Genomic DNA, 21,807 nt, shown 5'->3' on the forward strand with positions numbered 1-21,807 from the left:
AGGTACTTAAAAATAGAGGAAGCTGTAAGCATAAAAATATAATAAAAGAAAAGAAAGAGTACCTTGAAGCTTTAATTGTTTCGTTGATTTTTCGAGTGATAAGAATAGGTGAAACATTATCAGCGTCAGCAGAAACAAGAGGAATTGATTTAAATCACAAAAAGTCATCTTATGTTACTTTGGATTTTCATGTATGCGATTACATATTGATGATGGGTATGATAGTGATTTTGATGATGAATATTTTATAAGAGTAGGAGGATTTAATAATGAATGAAAATAAATTGAAATCGAAAGACATAATTACAGTTACGTTGCTATCCTTGTGCAACATTTTGATATTTTCTTTAGGAACTTTTATGTACGCAACACCAATTACTATAGTTTTAACTCCGGTATTGTACTCATTATTACAAGGTGTCGTTTTCTTCGTCATCGGAGTCAAGGTGAGAAAACGAGGAGCATTTCTGATATATTCTCTTATTCAAGGGATTTTAGGGTTTTATCCCCCATATATTTTAATGTTTGTAATTTCAGGATTGATAGCAGAACTTTTACTATATAAAAAAGGTTATGGAAATCTAAGAGTTATTGGAATCAGTTATGTCATTCAGCAGACAATGGCTTCTATGGGAAGTGTAATTTATCCATATACTGTAGCATTATCCAAGACCATAGAAAATATGAAAGAAAAGGAGTTGTCTTCCAATATTACAGCGGCAGGCAAAATGATTTCTTCTTGGGGAACATTGGTTTTACTTGTTTTAGTGATGGTTTCTGCGATGATAGGAGCCTATATGGGAAGTAAAGTTGTAAAGAAACATATTTTAGAAAAAGAATCTAATGTATAGGGTGAAGTCATGAAAAAAGAAAAAGAACCGAACTTCTTTCAAGAAATGGATTCGTTCATAAGTCCATACAAAAAAAGATATATTTTATCTGTGCTTCTAAGTATGATTTCTGTTTTATGTGAACTTTTATCTTATGCTTTGATAGGAATTTTAGCAGGATATATTTTTAAAGGATTTCATGAAGAACGCAGTTTATATACCTTGATATTAGCGATAATTTGCAAGGTATTAGGTGTACTGTTTTCGAATATATCAACACTTATATCTCATAAGGCAGCATATTTGACATTAAGAGATTTGAGATATGCAATTTGTGATAAGTTTATTAGGTTGCCTATGGGATATTTTGATAGGAATTCCAGTGGTACACTTAAAACTATATTGGTAGATAGAGTGGAAGATATAGAAAAAACATTGGCTCATCTACTTCCGGAAATGACTGCAAATTTGATGATACCTGTTGCCATGATTATTTGGATGCTTGTGATTAACATTAAGCTTACAGGAATTATTTTTCTTTGGATTGTATTTGGCTTATCAATTGGAATGCTTATGATGGTTGGATATAAGAAAAAATATGAGGGGCAGGTACAAGCACAAAAAAATATGAATCAAGCTGTTATAGAATATGTAAAGGGAATTGAAATAATCAAAACCTTTCATATGGAAGATAGTTCGTTTACCAGATATAAAAATGCAGTCTCACATCATGCAGAGTATGCAATCAATTGGATGAAAAGTACGCAGGTTTATGCTTCTCTTTCATATAGCATAGCACCGGTATCTATATTTCCAACCATTATTGCAGGATTGATATTTTTTAATAAGGAAAGTCTTACTGAGCAAAGTTTATTTTTGTTCATGTTGGTTTCTCTTGGGATTTTCAGACCAATTGTTAAGGCGTCAAGTTACATTGATCAAATGGCACAGATGGGAACTGTTGCGAAGGAAATAAAAGGGATATTAGATTATCCGGAACTAAAGAGAAATGAGAAATCAAATTTAAAAGATAAAATGACCTACGACATTTTGTTTGAAAACTTGCAGTTTTCTTATGACGGAACAAAAAATGATGTGGATGGTGTAAATTTAGAATTGAAAGAAAAAACCATGACTGCAATTATTGGAACTTCCGGTTCAGGGAAATCGACATTGATGAAACTTTTAGCGGGATTTTGGGATTTTGAAAATGGAGATATAAAAATAGGAGGAATCAGTGTAAAAGAATTTTCGATGAACGACTTGAATACTCTTATATCTTATGTAGATCAAAATACGTTTTTGTTTGATGACAGTATCTTGGAGAATATTAGAGTAGGAAAGAAAACTGCAACTGACAATGAAGTTGTAGAAGCTGCTAAAAGGGCCGGTTGCCATGATTTTATTTCTGCTTTGCCTAACGGATATGACACGATAGCAGGAGACAGATTGTCCGGTGGTGAAAAACAAAGAATAACGATAGCAAGAGCAATTTTAAAAAATGCTCCAATTATTATATTGGATGAAGCAACAGCAAGTACAGATATTGAAAATGAAGAAAAAATTCGAGAAGCATTATTGGAGTTTACTAAGGATAAAACACTAATTGTTATTACACATAAAATTAAAACTGTCATAAATGCAGATAAGATTTTATACATGGAAAATGGAAAAATTATTTATGATGGTAAGCATGAGGAACTTATCAAAAATTGCTCACAGTATCGACATTTACATGAAATAGCAAATTGATTGGAGGTGAGAATGTGTTTGAAGCTATAAAAAGTATATGGAACTTTAGTGCGAAAAGACAGGGCGAGTTAGTCAGAATTTTGATTCTATCCTTTGTAGAAAGTATATTCATTATGCTGAAAATAATGGCAATTATTTTTGCAGTAAATGCCATGTTTCATAAAGATTTGATGGATTATTACATTTACAAGGTGATAGTACTTGGAATTGTATGTATAGTTGGGGTATTTGCTTTTGGATATTTCACGCAGTTAGGCTCTGTATCCGTTGGATTTGATATGGCGAAAGATAAAAGGTTATATTTTGGTTCGTTCTTAAAAAAACTTTATTTAGGATTCTTTAGTGAAAATTCGGTTGGTAATATCAACTCAATACTTACTACATCTATTTCTAATATAGAACAAGTTGCACCAATTATTTTAATTCATGTGATAGGTGGAATTCTATCTGCAATATCAATAGTTTTAGGAGTTGTTTATTATGAATGGCAAGTTTCTGTCATCATCATTGTAGGATTAGTCGTTTATTTTATGGTAGTCAATCATAAAATGAAAATTTCAAGAAGAGAAGCTCCTAAAAGACAACTGGCACAAACGAAATTAACGGAAAGTACCATTGAATTCATACAGGGAATAAGCGTTATTAAGTCATTTGGTATGGGAGATAAGGATGAAAGAGTGAAAAAAGATATAGATGGAAGTTGTGTTAATAATATAAATCTAGCCAAAAAATCTATTCCCTCAAGTATTGCTGCCGGACTTACGATACAGGTATTTGAAATTATGATTATTTGCTATGCGTTTTTTATGTGGAATAGTGAAAAAATTTCTCCTCAAAAAGCTATAATGCTGTTAATTATTAGTTTTGTAATATTCCAGTCCGTAGGACAAGCAGGGTCTATGCTTTCCATGATCGGTCTTTTGGATATTTCATTGGAAGATATCGGCAACATGGAAAGTGCAGAAGAAATAAAAGTTCTATCTCCTATTCAAAGTATAAAATCTAACGAAATAGAGTTTAAGAATGTGAGTTTTTCTTATGGGAAAGGAGATATTTTAAAGGGAATATCAACAACCATTAGAGCGAATTCACTGACTGCAATTGTTGGACCGTCGGGCTCGGGAAAGACAACATTCTGCAAGCTGATACCAAGATTTTATGATGTATGTGAGGGAGAAATTGTTATAGGTGGAGCAAAAATAACAAACATTGAAACTTGCGAATTGATGAAAAATATAAGTATGGTATTTCAAAATGTATATTTGTTTGAAGATACAATCCTAAATAATATTCGCTTGGCAAAGCCAAATGCCAATGATGATGAAGTTATATCTGCTGCCCAAAAAGCTTGTTGTCATGACTTTATAAAAAAATTGCCAAAGGGATATGAAACTAAAATTGGAGAAGCGGGAAGCACTTTGTCCGGTGGTGAAAAACAAAGAATAGCGATAGCAAGGGCCATTCTAAAAGATTCTCCTATTGTAATTTTGGATGAATTTACCAGTGCTTTAGATGTGGAAAATGAATACCATATTATGAAAGCAATTGATAATTTAGTAAAAAATAAAACAGTGATTATGATTGCTCATAGGTTGGAAACCGTTAAGAGAGCAGACAATATCATTGTTTTAGATAAAGGGAAAATAGTACAAGAGGGAACCCATAGTGAGCTTATAGGTCAAAATGGAATATATAAATCGTTCATTTCAATAAGAGAGCGAACAAACAAATGGAGATTTAAGTAAGTATATCTATTTTTGATATGTGGTTAAATAAATAAGTGTTTCATGGAGATAACGATGTTTTTTTGATAAAAAATTTCTTAAAAGCAAATTTCGATACAAAAATGAAATCATTTAATAGCAATAAGAGTTAAGTTAATTGCCGTTTTTGGAGGATTTTTTACACCAAGATGTAGAAGTCCTCCTTTTTTTCTCAAAAAAGCAAAACGGAGAACTAAAAAAGGAGGATAACACAACAACAAAAGAATATTACCTCTATATGAAAGGAAAAGTTTTCTTTCGTAATTTTTTGCTATGATTTTTCTTTCGATATTTCGTTCCACTCTATGAAAAAACATCACATTTCCAGATTGTAACGATGTCCTACATATTCATATCGGAGGACTCCTTTGTTATCCTCATAACATTGTTTCTTAAAAAGGAAAAAATGATCTCTTTTGTCTTTTGCATTCAATGCGTTTAGTCTAAAGTAATTTCTTCCTGTTGAGAACATCATTTTTAGGATGTCGTCCGTCAAAAATGTAAGAGGGATATTCAAATTTGCAAACGCATAAAAGTCCTCTTCAAATTTTTGGTAGTTGCTACTGAAGTAGTCAAATTGGACGCTGTTTTTTTCTAATTTATTCATTTTCAAGCACCTCTGCAAGTGTTATTCTTACTATCTGTGAATATAAAAAATTCGGCAGACTGTCCTTGGTTTTTAAATATAGTTTTTCGCCGGTCATATCATGAATTGTGCCGAGAAATGGCTCTTTTTTTAGAGTCGTGTAAAGAAGAATCTTTTGTCTGTTCAAATAGACCTGTGTCAACGACAGCATTTTTTCTTCCTCATATACCATCTCAGAAAAGTCTATGGTATCTCCCTCTTTTGACAGAGCGGTGGAATGCTCCGAGATAAAAAATCCCATCCATTTTGCCATTCCACGATCTGTATATTCCCTTGCCGATTTATAGGGCAAATAGCTTCTATCAATCATATCATTCCGTCCATTCCTTCACAGTGTCCACCAATCAATTTACTTCTCTCTTTTACTCTGGAACCTTCCATTAGAGAATTTCCTTTTTGAATCGCGAGATATCCGAAACGATCCCTGATTTCATCGACAGCTCTTTCTAATTTTTCTCTTCTTTCCATAGCTTGCACATCATCAAAAAGTGTAAAGATAGCATAGCTTTCGTCAGTGAGTTTGTCATACCGAACACCAATATTACGAACAGCACCACCTATATATTTACTTCGGAAAAGAGACAGTACATGGTTGGTTAATTCTTCCGTGCTATGTGTCGGATTTACTTTCATACTTGTGTTGATAGACTTCTTTTGTTCTTCGTAGCTAAATCCTACATGAATCGCAACAACAGTTGCTTTCTTATGAATGCGACGAAGTCTGATTGCAACTTGTTCTGCCATTTCTCGAAGTACAATTTCGATTTCGTATCGTTTGGTATAATTTCTTGGCAGGATTTGTGAGTTTCCTATCCCTTTGTTCTGTGGAATATATGGTTTGGATAGATTGCTTTCATCCACACCGTTTGCATGAAACCAAAGCTGAACACCGATGATACCGAATTCCTTTTGTAATCTATCCGGATTTGAATTTGCCAAACTTCTTACAGAGTAGATACATAACTTCTGAAGTCTTCGAGCAGTTCTTTCTCCAATCCCCCAAAAATCGGTAAGGTTTGGAATGTTCCATACTTTACTTTCTACATCCTGATAAGACCAGTTGGCTCTCATATTCCTAGTTTTTTTCGCCTCATTATCCAGTGCCAACTTTGCTAAAAGTGGATTGGCATTACTCATTCCGACTGTTGAAAAAACTCCTGTACTTTTCCAAATTTCATGTTGAATTTTGGAGCAAATAGTATCGAGTTTTTCAGAGCGACTGATGCTTTTGTCTTTGATAAAGTAGTCGAGAGAGCCGGTTAAATCCACGAAACCTTCGTCTATCGAGTAGGGATAAATCTCGTTATCGGTTGCAAAATTCTGAAGTACTTTTTTGATTTTTAGATTCTCTTCGATATAGAGTGCCATACGAGGTGAAACAATAAATGTTTTGGAAGCCCAGTCCTCAATGTATTTCACATATTCTTTTGTAATTTGAGTATTTTGCATTCGAGCTTTTTCATAACTGAACTTTCTTGTTTCTATATCGAAAGGTAAATCCCTACTTCTACCAACATTACTCTTGCCGAACACAGCTTTGAAAGTCGGAGAAGAGGCAAGAATCAGTCCGTTTGAATTATCTGCACGACTCATGACACAAAGAGAAGTTGTGAGTGGATGCAGTCCTCTTTTGACACATTCCACACTCGCATAAAAAGACTTCATATCAATAAATGCAATATCGGAATGCGGTTCTTTTGTATAATCAATTAGTCCCATAACTGTTCTCTCTTCGTTTCTTCTAACAATATTATTTGAATGATCACTAACAATCGTTCCAATCATCATCCCTTGGTTTATAGTTTTTTAGAAATCCTGAATCAGGACGTTGTAAATTGGATTGCTCTATCTCCAGTAGATTCATTTTTGCCATCTCAGATATTTTTAGATTGAGAAGATTGATATCTACTCCAAGTTCGTCTGCAAGCTCTCTATCATTTTTTGCATACTGAATCATCGTAATGATATCCTCATCGGGTATCAAAAGATGAGCTGCAAAAATATTCGCTTCCATCTCAAAACGATTGGTGGGTTGAAAGATTCGACTTTCATGAAAGGTCGCACCTTTGACACATTCTTTTCGATGTAACTGGTCATGTCCAAGCTCATGTGCAAGTACTGTCTTTCTCAAACTTCCCACATTATTGGGCAAAAAGATGAATCTGTTTCGAAAAATGACGCGATACATTCCAAGCAGAGATTCGGTTGCGTCCATATAGATGAGATGGATATTCAGGTCATGGATGAGTTCGTCAGGATTTCTTGTTTGATATTTTTTGACAAGATGATTCACCTTATCATAAATCCATTTGTTTCCCATAGTCTCACCTTATTTCTTGCGATTGCCATATTTTTTATTTTCGATTTTAGATTGCCAATAGGCTTCTTGAATCGCTTCAAAGAGAGTGTCCTTATCTTCTTCCGGAAGTTCTCCTCCGGCGAAAAGTCCGGTCATCGACTGAATCAAGCTTTGAGCATCTTTTGCACCTTTGTATCCGAAGTTTTCGGCAGAGTTCATGATAAAGTATTCTTCTTCCGTCAGTAAGTAATTTACATTGACTTCGAATATTTCTGCCATCTTTTCATAGACTTCCATTTTTCGTGGGCGTAAATCTTTTGATTCATAGTTGCTTACGGTCTTTGAGGATGTTCCTATCATGTTAGCTAACTCTACCTGAGTCAGTCCCTTACTTTCACGCAACTTCTTTATTTTTTCTCCAAAACTCATTTGATAAGCCTCCTTACTTTATTAGAAGTTAAATTTCTAAATCAAGAATAAAAGTTCTTGACAGAGGAATGTTAATTTCGTATAATGTGTTCAAAGTAGAAATTAAGTTGCTATTATTATAAATTGAATTTCTATACAAGTCAAGAAAAAATTTGACAAGTGATATGAGAGGAGATAGGAATGTCTAAAGAACAAAAATTATTGGAAGAAATGGATAGAGATATTGAATGGACAAAAGAAGTTTTAAATAATTCGGATGGGAATCTTGTTTGTTTCAGAGCAAATGAAAAAGAAGGAATCCTTCCTCACCAGATTGCAGACGGTTCACTGCTTTTTGTAAAGTGTGGAGCTTCCTATTCAAAAGGTGATTTCATTTTGATTAAGGACAAAAGGATGGGAAAAGGTGGGATGCGAATTATTAAAGCATTGAATAAAGATGAGAAAAACTATTTTGGGAAACTGGTTTTATCAGTAAAGAGGTTTGATATGGGGGTATAACGATGGCGTATTCAAAGAGAGTGAGCGAGATTGAAGCATTATACACAAATTTGGGACTTGATAAAGCGAGCGTGTGGCATAAGACAAAGGCACTTCTCAGCATCTACCGAAAAGTAGTTTGGTCTTTGCACGAAAGTGTGGACTACATTGTGGCGGAGAACATAGAGGCTTTAGGAGTGTGAATATCAAGTTCGTGCCTAATGATGAGATTATCGAAATTGTTATGTCAATAAGAATACCGGAAGGCAAACGAATCGTATTTTGTTGTAGGGAATATTACTTATCTGTAATTCACCAATACAAACGAAGAGAAATCCATGAAATATAGGGAAGTAAATTGTGAATTAGTCTGATTCAAGATAGATTTTATATGTTTCAGTAGAGAAAAATAAGTGGCTATCAACCATAAAAAATCAAAGGACTATGCATTTACAATCGGAACGGTGTAAGAAACGAAGAAGACAATTGATATCATGCAAATCTACTATTTGTAAACAAGTATTACGTTGAAGAAAAGAGAATAGTATTGACGTTTGGAAGATAAAAATGATAGATTGAGATATCTATATCAAATGACGATTGAAACATAAGGGGGATTTTATGAAAGAACATAATGATTCGCACGAGGCAGAATTTTTGGACAGACAAAAAGCTATCATAAGGACAAGTGTTATTGGAATCATCACAAACGTACTTCTTGCAGTATTCAAAGCAGTGATTGGTATCTTATCAAATTCTATTGCAATGACGCTGGATGCTGTAAACAATCTATCTGATGCATTGTCTTCTGTCATCACCATTATAGGGACAAAACTTGGAGGAAAAAAGCCTGATAAAAACCATCCGTTAGGTCATGGAAGAGTTGAATATTTAAGCTCTATGTTGGTTGCTACAATCGTTTTGTATGCAGGATTGACATCTATCGTAGAGTCAATGAAACAAATCATTCATCCTACTGAGGTGCATTACAGTTCTATATTTTTGGTTGTGATTGCAGTAGCTATAGTTGCGAAACTGATTCTTGGACAATATGTAAAAAAACAAGGAAAACACTTAAACTCGGGAGCACTCGTTGCTTCGGGTGAGGATGCGTCCTTTGATGCAATCCTTTCTGCATCTGTTTTGGTTTCTGCGATTATTTTTATGGTTTGTGGAGTATCCCTTGAAGCGTATGTAGGTGTCATCATCTCAATTTTTATTATAAAAGCCGGTATCGAAATGATGCGTGAAACAATAAGTGATATTATAGGGAAACGAGAAGACGAGAAAATGAGCAGTTATATCAGAGAAATCCTCGAATCTGAGGAAGAAGTTAGAGGAGCTTACGACTTGCATCTGTTCAATTACGGTCCGAATAGATACTACGGTTCCGTTCATTTGGAGCTTGCAGACACTATGACCGTAAAAGAGGTTGATTCTCTTACACGAAAGGTTCAACTTGAAATCTATATGAAAACAGGGGTTATTATGACCGGTATCGGTGTGTATTCGTACAATACCACGAACGAAGTAGCAGCGAAGGTTCAAAACGAAATCCAAAAAATTGTGATGTCGCATGATTGGGCACTTCAAATGCATGGGTTCTACTTAGACGAAGTGAACAAGACAATTACTTTTGATGTTGTGGTAAGTTTCGATATAGACCATGGAAAAGCGCGTGAGATACTGGAACAAGAAATTGGAACACTGTATCGTGATTATGAATTAAAAATAGTTACAGACATAGATATAACGGATTAGAACGTAGATAGAAACAATAATTCAAAGTATGTTGTAAAGAGAGTGTTTCGTTTATTGAAATTCAAAGAGGTATTGAATATGGATACGAAAAAAACAAAATCATATTATGAGAAATTAAGTCAGCATGATTTGTGCGATTGTGCATATTGTCAAAACTATGCTCATGAAATCAGAACCACCTATCCGGAGCTTACGGAATATCTTGCTTCGCTTGGAGTTGATATCGAAAAACCTTTTGAAACAATGCCTCTTGAGACGGATGAAACCGGCTATATTGAGTACACAGTTCTGTATATCGTTTGTGGTAAAATTGATGATTTTACAAAAACAGCAGTTGGTTCTGTGACTGTCAATATTGCAGATAGTTATCCGTCGACAGAGATTGAGGAACCACATTTTGTGATTGAACTATATCCTGTCCGTTTGAAGTGGGTAATTTGAATTGAATATAGATTTGACAGTATTGTCTTATAAAAATGGATATTTTCTCTATAATGGGATGAATCATTATTTGATGAGGTAATGAAGTAAGCCGAGAATTTTTAAGAAGTATAGTTAACGAGGAAGTATTATGCGAAAAATAATAAGTTGATAAACGATTTAGAGAGCCTCTCATCATTTTGGTGGGAGGTTTTTGTTGGGATAGAAGAGGTTGTTGCACAAGTTTTGACAAAAACTTTAGACAACAAGTTTTGAAAAAATTAGTAAAAAAAATTTCCAAATACCTCTTCCACCACATTTTGACTATTCTTAGTATAATATTCCTAGTATGTAGAATGTACAATTACTGAAAAATATTTGGAGAATCAAGTAGTTCAAAGGATTCAACCGGTCAGTTCTAATAGATAATCGTATTACAATAAAGAGCCTAAGTTCAAGTATTGCTTGAATTTATCAGCTCATATTCTATCTGTACTTGCTACACACCTATCGTTTTTACAGCTATGATATATGGTGTAACCATGGAATTATGCTAAAATAGAGATGATAGGAATCTACCTACAAAATATTAAAATGCCAGGTTCGTAGGTTCAGATTTCTTCGGTTAGGAGGCAGAAATGAATATCGGGATGAATATACGCAGATTGAGAGAAGAAAGAGGTTTTACGCAAGAAAAGCTTGCAGAACAGCTCAATGTCTCGTTTCAGGCAGTATCTGCTTGGGAGAGAGAAGAGTACAAGCCGGATCTTGATAATCTCATCAAACTTACAGAAATTTTGGATGTTTCCTTATCAGCAATTGTTGAACAACAGGAAACGAGGTTTCAAACGAGCGATGTCATCTATAACTGGGAACATATGAAAACCTATGTCAAAACTGTTGCCAAGAATTTTGAGATGACAGATACTTTGAAAGCGATAGATTTTGCAGTAGAGGCACATAAGGGACAGAAAAGGAAGAAATCGGATACGCCATACATCTATCATCCGCTGAACATGGCGTGCCATGCTCTTTCTATGGGAATCAAAGAAGATACTGTGATTGCTGCGATTTTACTTCATGATGTGATAGAAGATTGTCACAAAACTTCAACTGAGCTTCCGGTTGGAGAAGAAGCAAGAGAATTGGTGGTTCTTCTTACGCACGAAAAGGTAAACGGGAAAGAACGGGATACTGTGATGGGGGCATACTATCGGGAGATTGCAAAGAATCCGAAGGCCTCCCTCATTAAATGTATTGACAGATGCAACAACCTTACAACTATGTCATGGGGATTGAGTAGAAGCAGGATTTATCGGATGATAACAGAGACGGAAAAGTATTATCCTACACTTCTGAAATCGATAAAAGCCTCAGCAGAGTATCACAATGCAGCCTTTTTGCTACAGTATCATATAGAGAGTATGTTGGATATTTATAAGAGATTGCTATAGGTGATAAGGAGTGTTCAAACAATTTTTTGCAAGTTAGAAATACATCGAATGATAGAATGGATGAGAAAATTCTGTAAGTAGTTATAGTGTGAGGAAGTTTTATTGGTAGAGTGGAAATCACAACTACAACGATTGTTTTGTAAAAAATGTTGAAAATATAGTGTTCAAATGAATTTGGAAACAGAAAAAAATCTTTCTGTGATACTGTGTTGAGCTGAAAAATCTTCAAAAGACGATTCAAGGGAGAGTCATTGTATAGAGTAAAGTGGAGACCGACACTTATTGACCGAAGGAGAATATGGTGGTAGATTAGTGGGAGAGCCTTCCGTCATTTTGGTAAATGGCTTTTGCAGAAATAATAAATCAATTTGATAATACTGATGAGGAGGAAAATGAACAATGAGTTACACAATTTCTCTGTTCACCGTAGGGACAAAACAGAAAGAACAACAGTTAGGACAACCTGATTTCTTTGAAAAGGAAGAAAATCTGGAAAAATTCACACCGGAGCAACAATCAGCATTGGAAAATCGTTTGTTAAAATATCAATATCAGGCGACAGGAAATCACAGTGACGGTAAACTGTTCGAACATCCTGATTTTGGAGAAGCGTTTTTGACAGACAGTGCATTGTATTTCTCAACTTCAAATGACTTTGATTGTATCTTTGAAGTAGGAATGACAGCATCTGAATTTACAGATACCGGTGAGTTTGCAAAATATGACGTGCAAGAAGGAGGCTGGGAAGAAGTATAGAACAGTTCCATGTCTATGGAGTTGAGATATATTTGTTTAACCTTTCAAAATTTTTGATGATTTTATCAAAAATAACTTCACAGTATACAAAAGGAAGTGAAACATGGGAATCATAGCAAACTATAACTATCTGAGTAACAAAGATTTGAAGGAGCTGAAAACCTTTTATTCAGAAGAAAATGAGACCTTTGAGGAGACAGAAGAAGTGAATTCGGATGTCAAAATATCACTTGATTTAGATAAGATGTGGGATGCACTTCATTTTGTGCTTACAGGAGTAAGCAGCAGCGAACCTATCAAAAATAACCCTCTTAGTGAAGCGATTTTAGGTGTGACTTCCATTGAAGAAGTGGAAGAGTTTTTATCCTATACAGAAAAGGTAAGGATACAAGATATCGTATCTGCTCTTGAGCATTTTGATATTGAAACAGCGATGGAAACATTCAGTATGAAAGAATGCCAAAGAGCAAACCTATATCCCGATATTTGGGATGATGAAGAAGCGACGCATGAAATAAAAGAAGAACTGACAGACTACTTTTACAATCTGAAAGACTTCTATCAAAAAATATTAGAAGTAAATGGTAATGTAACGATTACGATTTGCTAAAAAAGGGATAGGAATTGTCCGTTGATTAGTGAAATGATGCAAATCTTATAACCAAGCACATAACTGTAAGATGATAATTGTGACCTCTAAACGACTAAGTTTTTGGGTTCACATCAAAAAATCTTTCAGGTATGTGCTTTTGTTATGCTTATTTTATATATGTTGTATCTGTGCAGTGATTTTATGTTTGTATGAATTTCAGAGGAAAATTTGCTGTGAAAATAAGTATGACGGGAAAAATACGAAATAAAACAGAAAGAATCCTATATTTCAGCTTTGAAATAAGATATAATAATGAATGTTAGAGATAAGTATGTGGAGGCAGTGAAAGTTAACTATAAAAAACGATGACATATGTTGGCAGTCAGAAACAGGAAGAAAGAATTGATAGAAGTAGTAAGAGTCAGTACATATACCGTTAATAAGCTCAATACAACTGAATATGTCATTGTCGAAGTTTTGGGTAAGCTTTGTCATACTTTATAAGATAATGGAATTTGAAGAGGAAGCAAATAAAGCAGGGAATTTATGGATAGAGAGGATAGACAAATGGCAGTAAAAGTGTTTGATAACCTCAATGAAATAATATGTGATGATATGGTATCTACTATCACAAAAGGTAGCAAAGTTTCTATTGCTGCAGCATGCTTTTCTATGTATGCCTACAAGGAATTGAAGAGACAGTTAGAAGAGGTGGATGAGTGCCGTTTTATATTTACATCACCTACTTTCATTACTGAAAAAGCTGAAAAACAGAAGAGAGAGTTTTACATACCGCGACTCAACAGAGAAAACAGTTTGTATGGTACAGAGTTTGAATTAAAGCTCAGAAATGAAATGACACAAAAAGCAATCGCGAAAGAATGTGTGGATTGGATTAAAAGAAAAGCAACATTTAAGTCCAATGTGACCAAAGAAAATATGGGAGGCTTTATTACTGTTTCTGATAAAAATAATCAAGTTGCTTATATGCCGATGAATGGTTTCACAACAGTTGATATCGGTTGTGAACGCGGAAACAACATTTATAATATCGTAAATCGGCTGGAAGCTCCTGCTTCTGCCTCTTATATCCAAGTATTTGAAACTCTATGGGATAATAAAAGTAAATTACAGGATGTAACAGATGTTGTTATTGAAAATATGATAACTGTATATAATGAAAACTCGCCGGAATTCATTTATTTTATGACACTATACCATGTGTTTAGTGAATTCCTTGAAGATATCTCAGAGGATGAGCTTCCAAATGAGGCAACTGGATTTAAACAGAGTAAAGTTTGGAATTTACTTTATGATTTTCAGAAAGATGCAGTACTTGCTATTATTAACAAACTGGAACGCTATAACGGATGTATCCTTGCTGACAGTGTTGGTCTTGGCAAGACCTTCACAGCACTTGCCGTTATGAAATATTACGAGAACAGAAACAAGAGCGTTCTTGTTCTTTGTCCCAAAAAACTTGCGGAAAATTGGAACACCTACAAAGATAACTATGTCAATAACCCGATTGCAGCAGATAGACTTAACTATGATGTGCTGTTCCATACAGATTTATCAAGAGCGCACGGTTTCTCTAACGGTTTGGACTTAGAAAGATTAAATTGGGGGAACTATGACCTCGTTGTAATTGATGAGTCCCATAACTTCCGTCATGGAACAGGTACGAATGCAAATACCAAGGAAAATCGTTATATGAAGCTGATGGACAAGATTATTAGAGCCGGAGTTAAAACAAAGGTTCTAATGCTGTCTGCCACACCGGTCAATAATCGATTTGTAGATTTGAAAAATCAGCTTGCTATCGCCTATGAAGGTGATTCTGAAAGTATGAATAAAAGGTTGAATACCTCAAAAACAGTTGAAGAAATCTTTAAGAAGGCGCAGAGAGCTTTTAACACATGGAGCAAGCTGGAATCAGAAACAAGAACAACAGATGCACTTCTAAGAACACTTGATTTTGACTTTTTTGAATTACTCGACAGCGTTACGATTGCTCGTTCGAGAAAGCATATTGAGAAGTACTATGATACGGTTGAGATAGGAAAGTTCCCTGAGAGAAAGAAACCTATTTCCTGTTGTCCTCAGTTGACAGACCTTGATTCGGCAATCAATTATAACGAAATATATGAACAGTTGATGTTGTTGACATTATGTATCTATACACCTTCAAATTACATCTTCCCAAGCAAAATACAGAAGTATATGGATCTTACTCATAACAAGGGAGACAACCTCACTCAAACAGGGAGAGAACAAGGTATTAAGAGATTGATGAGCATCAATCTCCTAAAGCGCCTGGAAAGCTCAGTTAATTCCTTTCGACTTACGCTCAATCGAATCAAAACTTTTATTGATAGTACAATTGAGGCGATAAATCGTTTTGAAGAGTATGGAGATAACAATATTGAAATGTATGAAGTATCTGATTTTGAATGGGATATGGATGACAGTAATACAGAGTATTTTACTGTTGGCAAAAAAGTAAAGATAGAATTTGGAGATATGGATTACAAGACTTGGCGTAAAGAGCTTATGGCAGATACAGAGATACTTGAGCTGCTGACACTTATGGTGGCTGATATTACGCCTGAACATGACAGTAAGCTACAGAAATTACTTCATCTGATATCGGATAAGATTGAAAATCCTATCAATCCGGGCAATAAAAAAGTACTTATTTTTTCAGCTTTCTCCGATACTGCCGAGTATTTGTATGAGCATGTAAGTAAATTTATGAAGCAGAAACATGGGATTGATACTGCTCTCATCACCGGATCCACTGATGGAAGAACGACAATGAAAGGATTTAAGGCAACACTGAATAATGTACTCACCTGTTTTTCACCAATTTCAAAGAGTAGAGACGTTTTGATGCCGGGTAGCAAAATGGAGATAGATGTTCTGATAGGGACAGATTGTATTTCAGAAGGTCAAAACTTACAAGATTGTGATTATCTTGTAAACTATGATATTCACTGGAACCCGGTGCGAATTATTCAGCGTTTTGGTCGAATTGATCGTATTGGGAGTAAAAATGAATACATTCAGTTGGTAAACTTCTGGCCGGATATGAATTTGGATGAGTATATCAATCTTAAGGCTCGTGTTGAGACAAGAATGAAAATTTCCATCATGACCTCTACAGGTGATGATAATCTTATCAATCCGGAAGAGAGGGGAGACCTTGAGTATCGTAAACAGCAATTGAAACGTTTACAAGAAGAAGTGGTTGATATTGAGGATATGTCCACAGGTATTTCCATTATGGACTTAGGTCTTAACGAATTTAGGCTTGATTTGTTAGAGTATGTGAAGAACAATGGAGATATGGACAAAAAGCCCAAGGGAATGCATGCTGTGGTACCTGCTACTGAAGAACTTCCGGAAGGTGTCGTATTCGTACTCAAAAATATAAACAATAGTGTAAATATAGATAATCGGAACAGAATCCATCCATTCTACATGGTTTATATCGGAATAGAGGGAGAAGTGATTTGTGACTATCTGAATCCGAAAGAAATGTTAGATGATATTAGACTTCTTTGTCGAGGAAAGAAGGAACCTATCGAAGATTTGTACCGACGTTTTAATGAAGAAACAGATGACGGAAGAAACATGACCGAGATGTCAGAGCTTTTGAGCGAAGCAATCAATTCCGTTATAGATTCCAAAGAAGAAAGCGATATTGACAGTTTGTTCACAGCGGGAGGAACTTCTGCACTGATGTCTGCAGTATCAGGGTTGGATGACTTCGAGTTGATTTGTTTTTTAGTTGTTAAGTAAACGGAGGGCGAACGATGATAGGATTGCCAAAAACAACGGAATTCAATAGGAGAATCCCAAAGAAGAAGTTTTATGAAAATATGGACATCTCACCTGTATTAAAAAAAGTATTTGTAGAGCAGGTGAAGAATATTTATTGGAGAAATAAAATTGCAGTATCTACAACGAATCTTGCAGAGGGTAAAGAGGTAACGGAGATAGAAGTATTTGAAGTTTATCTGAATAGTCCGGTGTTGGATGACGGACTACTTCGTCAGATAGATAGGGAGATTCCGTATCATATTCTATTTCTACTGGAATACCAAGAGGAGTACCAAGCATGGATTGGATACAAGGAGGCCATGTTATCAGGAAATAAAGCATTCAAAGTAAATAGCTATTATCATACAGATTGGCTAAGTGAAGAAGAACTGCCACTTAAGATTACAGGTCTTAGTCTTGACAAAGTTTATGAGAACTTTGTGCGTCAGATAGCCGGAAATAATCTGAAAGTACAGACTTTCGGGGAGAGTCTAAAAAATACGATAGAAAGAAACGAAAAGAAGCAAGTAGTTCAAAAGCAAATCGCATTGCTACAATCGAAAATTCGAAAAGAGAAACAGTTGAATAAGCAAATGCAAATGAATCATGAACTGAAAAAGTTGCGGAAGGAATTGGAGAGTTTGTAATGGAAAAGATGAAAATGGAATCACTTGATATGACTGCTCAAAATATTGAGAAAATAGGAGAGATGTTCCCTAACTGTATAACAGAAACATATGTTCGGGGGGGGGTACCGCAAGGCTGTTAATTTTGAGCTTTTAAAGCAGATGCTTTCAGATGATGTTATTGAAGGCGATGAGGCATATGAGTTTACTTGGGTAGGAAAAAAAGCATCCATTGTGGAAGCCAACAAACCGATTCGAAAGACACTTCGCCCTTGCAAAGAAGAAAGTGTAAACTGGGATACAACGGAAAACCTTTATATTGAAGGGGATAATCTTGAAGTATTGAAACTCCTTCAAGAAAGCTATCTTGGAAAAGTGAAGATGATATATATCGACCCTCCTTATAATACAGGAAATGACTTTATCTACAATGACGACTTTAAGATGAGCAGAGAAGAATACGCAGATGAACAGGGCGAATATGACGATGAGGGTAACCGGATGTTTAAAAACACCGAAACCAACGGAAGATTCCATTCAGATTGGTGTTCTATGATTTATCCAAGACTTATGCTTGCAAGAAATCTGCTTAGTGATGATGGGGTAATATTTATTAGTATTGATGATAATGAGCAAGAGAATTTAAAGAAGATTTGTGATGAGGTTTTTGGGGCGGAAAATTTTATAGCACAAGTTATTTGGAAAAAGAAATATGGGATTCAAAATGATGCACTTTACTTCTCCAATAATCATGATTTTGTTATAGTTTATTCAAAAAATAAAAATACGTATCATCAGAACCTTTTACCAAGAAGTCATGAAATGGATGCCAGATATAAAAATCCTGATAATGATCCAAGAGGTGCTTGGCAGTCTGATAATCTATCGGTTGGTCGTGTTACAGAGAAAGATATATATCCAATTATAACTCCTTCTGGTAGAGAAATTATGCCACCGGAAGGAAGATCTTGGTCTTTTTCAAAAGAAAGTATGGATAAATTGATAAATGATAATAGAATTTGGTTTGGAGAGGATGGTGGAAATGTACCAAGATATAAAAGATTTCTCTCAGAGGTAAAACAGGGAAGAACTTGTTCTACAATTTGGGAATATGAGGAAGTTTCTCATACTGATAAGGCTAAGAAAGACTTGAAGAATCTCTTTGAAGGGAAGTCTTTTTTTGATTATCCAAAGCCGATAGAGTTAATTTATCGTTCGTTAATTTTGGGAACTAATAAATCTGATATTATCCTTGATTTCTTTTCAGGCAGCTCCACAACCGCCCATGCAGTAATGCAGTTAAATGCTGAAGATGGGGGAAATCGTAAATTTATTATGGTTCAATTACCTGAAAAAACAGATGAAAAATCTGAAGCATATAAAGCAGGCTACGAAAATATTTGTGAGATAGGCAAAGAGCGTATTCGTCGTGCAGGACAGAAAATACTGGAAGATAACAGAAATAAAGAAGGGATAGAAGACCTAGATATAGGTTTTAGAGTTTTAAAACTTGACGATACCAATATGTCAGATGTGTACTACAGCCCTGCTGAATATAGTCAAAATTTACTTTCTACAATGGAATCTAATGTAAAATCAGACCGTACTGATTTAGATTTGTTGTTTGGATGTCTTCTTGAATGGGGACTTCCGCTATCACTACCATATCGTTCTGAGCAGATAGAAGGATGTACTGTCCACAACTATAACGATGGGGACCTGATTGCCTGCTTTGACGAAAATATCCCTGATAGTGTGATGAAAGAAATTGCAAAGAAACAGCCGCTTCGAGCTGTGTTTAGAGATAGCAGTTTTGCAAACAGTCCGTCAAAAATCAATGTAGGAGAATTATTTAAATTACTTGCTCCGGATACAAGAGTAAAGGTAATTTGAGGAGAAGATTACGGAAAAGATGAAAATGGAACCACTTGATATGACTGCTCAAAATATTGAGAAAATAGGAGACATCTTCCGGTTTGAATGAAATCAAAAACTCGAAATAAAAAGGTGGAAATCCGCCTGATTATTTTATCTATTATTGATACAATAACTTAGGTGTGATAGAATAAACTTGAAATAAAAAGGTGGAAAACCACCTGAATTATTCTTGTGAGGTAGTTATATGATAATTAAACGAGATTATTATCTAAAGAAAATGATAGATAAAAGAGAAAATGGTAGGATAAAGATTATTACAGGGATAAGAAGATGTGGCAAATCATATCTGTTATTTAATTTGTATCAAGAGTATCTATTGTCTATAGGAGTCAAAAGAAATCAAATGATATCGATAGCACTTGATGAAATAGATAATGTTGAATATAGAAATCCATTCCGATTGAATGATTACATTAAGGAAAAAACGAAAAACAAAAATCAAAAATACTACATTTTTATTGATGAAATTCAATTATCTGTGGCTGTAAGCAATCCCTATCTTAATAGTAAAGAAGAAAATATAACCTTTGTTGATGTGCTTCTGGGACTTATGAAACGGAGTAATTTGGATATTTATGTAACAGGAAGTAATTCCAAAATGCTTTCATCTGACTTGTTGACGCAGTTTAGAGATCGTGGGGATGAGATACATGTAAATCCTCTATCATTTGCGGAAGTTTACGATTTGTATGAAAACAAAGAGTTAGCTTTTGAACATTATACCGTATATGGAGGCATGCCATATATCTATCGTTTACAAACTGATGGGGAAAAGAATCAATACTTAAAGGACTTATTTCACGAAACATATATAAAAGATATTCTTGAAAGAAATAACATACAAAATGAGAGGGAGGTACTTGAATTACTGCTTGACTTCACATCTTCCGCCATTGGATCACTCACTAACCCGACAAAACTTTCGAGAAGATTTTTGTCAGAGAAGCAGATAAAAATATCTTCCAATACAATTTCCAAATATCTCAGTTTCTTTGAGGAGGCATATATTATATACCGTGCGAATAGATATGATGTTAAAGGTGCAAGATATTTCACAACGCCATTAAAATACTATTTTGCGGATATCGGTCTAAGAAATGCAAGATTAAATTTTAGGCAAGTAGAAGATACGCATATTATGGAAAACATCATCTATAATGACTTGCTTCGTAGAGGATACAATATAGATGTCGGTGTGGTAGAGCACGATTTTAAGAAAGACGGAAACAGAAGAAAGGTTCAACTTGAGGTTGACTTTGTGATAAACAAAGGACATCAAAGGTACTATATTCAATCGGCTTTGAATGTAGACAGTACAGAGAAAAGAGAGCAAGAAACGGCATCGCTTAAGAAAATAGATGATTCATTTAAAAAGATTGTGATTGTAAGGAGGAGCATTATTCCTAAGCATGATAACGATGGCATTTTATACATTGGAGTAGAAGATTTTTTGCTTAATGAGTCAATTATAGATTTATAAAAATATTTTGTTTGATTGATACAAGAGGGAAGTTCAACTACCGATAATGCAGTTATGAAGCTAAATGCAGAAGATAGTTGAAATCGTAAATTCATAATGGTACAACTTGATGAAAACATTGATGAAAAATATGAAGCATACATCTGAAACATACAAATAAGGACACAAAAATATCTGCGAAAGTGATAAGAAACGTATGCGTCATGCAGAACAGGATTAGAAAATCAGGAGGTGAACATAAAAAACAAAATCCATTGATGATAGATGAGTGATATATTGGATTTCATGTATTTAAATTAGATAATACAAATATGACAGATGTGCATTATAGTCCTGAAGAGTATAATAAAGTGTTACTTTCGACAATGGAATCCAATGTAAAATCAGACTGTTCTGATTTTGAGTTGTTGTTCGGATGTCTTCTTGAATGGGACTTTCGCTATCACTACCATATCATCCTGAGTAGATGAAAGAGTGAACTGTATACAATGATACTGTACATAATGATAGCGCTGGAGACTTGATTGTATGTTTTGACGAAAATATCCCTGACTATGTGATGAAGGAAATTGCAATGAAACAATCACTTAGAACTGTATTTAGAGACTGTAGTTTAGCAAACAGTCCGTCAAAAATCAATGAAGGAGAATGATTTAAACTACCGACACCGGATACAAGAATAAAAGTAATTTAAGGAGAAGCTTATGGAAAAGATGAAAATGGAATCACTTGATATGACTGCTCAAAATATTGAGAAAA

The 21,807-nt window shown here is 34.7% G+C and carries 21 protein-coding genes; 16 read left to right on the forward strand and 5 right to left on the reverse strand.

All coding sequences use genetic code 11. The features are described from left to right. The 4 genes from ACO5GE_RS05255 to ACO5GE_RS05270 form a co-directional block, all read left to right on the forward strand. Positions 1-251 (forward strand): energy-coupling factor transporter transmembrane component T (locus tag ACO5GE_RS05255; RefSeq protein WP_484829881.1); only part of this gene is annotated, 251 nt, incomplete at its 5' end. 18 nt (positions 252-269) lie between these two features. Continuing rightward, a complete protein-coding gene (locus tag ACO5GE_RS05260; RefSeq protein ID WP_484829882.1) occupies positions 270-851 on the forward strand; it encodes an MptD family putative ECF transporter S component in 582 nt (193 codons plus the stop codon). A gap of 9 nt (positions 852-860) precedes the next feature. Then, positions 861-2,582 (forward strand): ABC transporter ATP-binding protein, encoded by a 1,722-nt coding sequence (locus tag ACO5GE_RS05265; RefSeq protein ID WP_484829883.1) that lies wholly within the window; start codon positions 861-863, stop codon positions 2,580-2,582. A gap of 14 nt (positions 2,583-2,596) precedes the next feature. Next, positions 2,597-4,327, forward strand: a complete 1,731-nt coding sequence (locus ACO5GE_RS05270) for an ABC transporter ATP-binding protein (protein ID WP_484829884.1) — start codon at positions 2,597-2,599, stop codon at positions 4,325-4,327. A 334-nt stretch (positions 4,328-4,661) separates the two neighbouring features. Here ACO5GE_RS05270 and ACO5GE_RS05275 read toward each other — a convergent pair whose 3' ends face one another. The 5 genes from ACO5GE_RS05275 to ACO5GE_RS05295 are packed head-to-tail and all read right to left on the reverse strand — an operon-like array spanning position 4,662 to position 7,719. Next, the gene (locus tag ACO5GE_RS05275; protein WP_484829885.1) at positions 4,662-4,952 is read right to left on the reverse strand and encodes a DUF5960 family protein; all 291 of its coding nucleotides are present in this window, start codon (positions 4,950-4,952) and stop codon (positions 4,662-4,664) included. Continuing rightward, positions 4,945-5,301, reverse strand: a complete 357-nt coding sequence (locus ACO5GE_RS05280; RefSeq protein ID WP_484829886.1) for a hypothetical protein — start codon at positions 5,299-5,301, stop codon at positions 4,945-4,947. The genes ACO5GE_RS05275 and ACO5GE_RS05280 overlap by 8 nt, the downstream gene beginning before the upstream one ends. Beyond that, positions 5,298-6,710, reverse strand: a complete 1,413-nt coding sequence (locus tag ACO5GE_RS05285; RefSeq protein WP_484829887.1) for a Y-family DNA polymerase — start codon at positions 6,708-6,710, stop codon at positions 5,298-5,300. The genes ACO5GE_RS05280 and ACO5GE_RS05285 overlap by 4 nt, the downstream gene beginning before the upstream one ends. 46 nt (positions 6,711-6,756) lie before the next feature. Beyond that, positions 6,757-7,311: an ImmA/IrrE family metallo-endopeptidase gene (locus ACO5GE_RS05290; protein ID WP_484829888.1), complete on the reverse strand. Its 555-nt coding sequence runs from the start codon at positions 7,309-7,311 to the stop codon at positions 6,757-6,759. 9 nt (positions 7,312-7,320) lie between these two features. Then, positions 7,321-7,719 carry a helix-turn-helix domain-containing protein gene (locus tag ACO5GE_RS05295; RefSeq protein ID WP_484829889.1) on the reverse strand — a complete coding sequence of 133 codons (399 nt, stop codon included), beginning with the start codon at positions 7,717-7,719 and terminating at the stop codon, positions 7,321-7,323. A gap of 180 nt (positions 7,720-7,899) precedes the next feature. Between ACO5GE_RS05295 and ACO5GE_RS05300 the strand changes: the two genes are divergently transcribed. From ACO5GE_RS05300 to ACO5GE_RS05355, 12 genes are all read left to right on the forward strand, one after another. Further along, positions 7,900-8,217, forward strand: coding sequence for a hypothetical protein (locus tag ACO5GE_RS05300; protein WP_484829890.1), 318 nt, complete (start codon positions 7,900-7,902; stop codon positions 8,215-8,217). 2 nt (positions 8,218-8,219) lie between these two features. Further along, the gene (locus ACO5GE_RS05305; protein ID WP_484829891.1) at positions 8,220-8,399 is read left to right on the forward strand and encodes a hypothetical protein; all 180 of its coding nucleotides are present in this window, start codon (positions 8,220-8,222) and stop codon (positions 8,397-8,399) included. 418 nt (positions 8,400-8,817) lie between these two features. Beyond that, positions 8,818-9,957 carry a cation diffusion facilitator family transporter gene (locus ACO5GE_RS05310; protein ID WP_484829892.1) on the forward strand — a complete coding sequence of 380 codons (1,140 nt, stop codon included), beginning with the start codon at positions 8,818-8,820 and terminating at the stop codon, positions 9,955-9,957. 78 nt (positions 9,958-10,035) lie between these two features. Next, positions 10,036-10,398: a hypothetical protein gene (locus ACO5GE_RS05315; protein ID WP_484829893.1), complete on the forward strand. Its 363-nt coding sequence runs from the start codon at positions 10,036-10,038 to the stop codon at positions 10,396-10,398. Positions 10,399-11,015: 617 nt separating this feature from the next. Next, positions 11,016-11,831: a helix-turn-helix domain-containing protein gene (locus tag ACO5GE_RS05320; RefSeq protein ID WP_484829894.1), complete on the forward strand. Its 816-nt coding sequence runs from the start codon at positions 11,016-11,018 to the stop codon at positions 11,829-11,831. Between the two features lie 399 nt (positions 11,832-12,230). After that, positions 12,231-12,587, forward strand: a complete 357-nt coding sequence (locus tag ACO5GE_RS05325) for a hypothetical protein (RefSeq protein WP_475580540.1) — start codon at positions 12,231-12,233, stop codon at positions 12,585-12,587. Positions 12,588-12,690: 103 nt separating this feature from the next. Next, positions 12,691-13,197 carry a YfbM family protein gene (locus ACO5GE_RS05330; RefSeq protein WP_454964778.1) on the forward strand — a complete coding sequence of 169 codons (507 nt, stop codon included), beginning with the start codon at positions 12,691-12,693 and terminating at the stop codon, positions 13,195-13,197. 528 nt (positions 13,198-13,725) lie between these two features. Further along, positions 13,726-16,983, forward strand: a complete 3,258-nt coding sequence (locus ACO5GE_RS05335) for a helicase-related protein (protein WP_484829895.1) — start codon at positions 13,726-13,728, stop codon at positions 16,981-16,983. 14 nt (positions 16,984-16,997) lie between these two features. Continuing rightward, the gene (locus ACO5GE_RS05340; RefSeq protein ID WP_484829896.1) at positions 16,998-17,651 is read left to right on the forward strand and encodes a DUF4391 domain-containing protein; all 654 of its coding nucleotides are present in this window, start codon (positions 16,998-17,000) and stop codon (positions 17,649-17,651) included. A gap of 90 nt (positions 17,652-17,741) precedes the next feature. Then, positions 17,742-19,523, forward strand: coding sequence for a site-specific DNA-methyltransferase (locus ACO5GE_RS05345; RefSeq protein ID WP_484829897.1), 1,782 nt, complete (start codon positions 17,742-17,744; stop codon positions 19,521-19,523). A 229-nt stretch (positions 19,524-19,752) separates the two neighbouring features. Beyond that, the gene (locus ACO5GE_RS05350) at positions 19,753-21,048 is read left to right on the forward strand and encodes an ATP-binding protein (RefSeq protein WP_484829898.1); all 1,296 of its coding nucleotides are present in this window, start codon (positions 19,753-19,755) and stop codon (positions 21,046-21,048) included. Between the two features lie 520 nt (positions 21,049-21,568). Continuing rightward, positions 21,569-21,700 (forward strand): hypothetical protein, encoded by a 132-nt coding sequence (locus ACO5GE_RS05355; RefSeq protein WP_484829899.1) that lies wholly within the window; start codon positions 21,569-21,571, stop codon positions 21,698-21,700. Positions 21,701-21,807 lie beyond the last annotated feature (107 nt).

Source organism: Filifactor sp., from assembly GCF_057248345.1.

Excerpts from the sequence above, each read along its gene's own strand:
- ACO5GE_RS05310 (WP_484829892.1), top strand. The coding sequence starts at position 8,818 with ATGAAAGAACATAATGATTCGCACGAGGCAGAATTTTTGGACAGACAA.
- ACO5GE_RS05275 (WP_484829885.1), bottom strand. The coding sequence starts at position 4,952 with ATGAATAAATTAGAAAAAAACAGCGTCCAATTTGACTACTTCAGTAGC.
- ACO5GE_RS05315 (WP_484829893.1), top strand. The coding sequence starts at position 10,036 with ATGGATACGAAAAAAACAAAATCATATTATGAGAAATTAAGTCAGCAT.
- ACO5GE_RS05320 (WP_484829894.1), top strand. The coding sequence starts at position 11,016 with ATGAATATCGGGATGAATATACGCAGATTGAGAGAAGAAAGAGGTTTT.
- ACO5GE_RS05350 (WP_484829898.1), top strand. The coding sequence starts at position 19,753 with ATGATAATTAAACGAGATTATTATCTAAAGAAAATGATAGATAAAAGA.
- ACO5GE_RS05325 (WP_475580540.1), top strand. The coding sequence starts at position 12,231 with ATGAGTTACACAATTTCTCTGTTCACCGTAGGGACAAAACAGAAAGAA.
- ACO5GE_RS05290 (WP_484829888.1), bottom strand. The coding sequence starts at position 7,311 with ATGGGAAACAAATGGATTTATGATAAGGTGAATCATCTTGTCAAAAAA.
- ACO5GE_RS05305 (WP_484829891.1), top strand. The coding sequence starts at position 8,220 with ATGGCGTATTCAAAGAGAGTGAGCGAGATTGAAGCATTATACACAAAT.
- ACO5GE_RS05285 (WP_484829887.1), bottom strand. The coding sequence starts at position 6,710 with ATGGGACTAATTGATTATACAAAAGAACCGCATTCCGATATTGCATTT.
- ACO5GE_RS05260 (WP_484829882.1), top strand. The coding sequence starts at position 270 with ATGAATGAAAATAAATTGAAATCGAAAGACATAATTACAGTTACGTTG.
- ACO5GE_RS05330 (WP_454964778.1), top strand. The coding sequence starts at position 12,691 with ATGGGAATCATAGCAAACTATAACTATCTGAGTAACAAAGATTTGAAG.
- ACO5GE_RS05265 (WP_484829883.1), top strand. The coding sequence starts at position 861 with ATGAAAAAAGAAAAAGAACCGAACTTCTTTCAAGAAATGGATTCGTTC.
- ACO5GE_RS05345 (WP_484829897.1), top strand. The coding sequence starts at position 17,742 with ATGTTCGGGGGGGGGTACCGCAAGGCTGTTAATTTTGAGCTTTTAAAG.
- ACO5GE_RS05340 (WP_484829896.1), top strand. The coding sequence starts at position 16,998 with ATGATAGGATTGCCAAAAACAACGGAATTCAATAGGAGAATCCCAAAG.
- ACO5GE_RS05280 (WP_484829886.1), bottom strand. The coding sequence starts at position 5,301 with ATGATTGATAGAAGCTATTTGCCCTATAAATCGGCAAGGGAATATACA.
- ACO5GE_RS05300 (WP_484829890.1), top strand. The coding sequence starts at position 7,900 with ATGTCTAAAGAACAAAAATTATTGGAAGAAATGGATAGAGATATTGAA.
- ACO5GE_RS05295 (WP_484829889.1), bottom strand. The coding sequence starts at position 7,719 with ATGAGTTTTGGAGAAAAAATAAAGAAGTTGCGTGAAAGTAAGGGACTG.
- ACO5GE_RS05335 (WP_484829895.1), top strand. The coding sequence starts at position 13,726 with ATGGATAGAGAGGATAGACAAATGGCAGTAAAAGTGTTTGATAACCTC.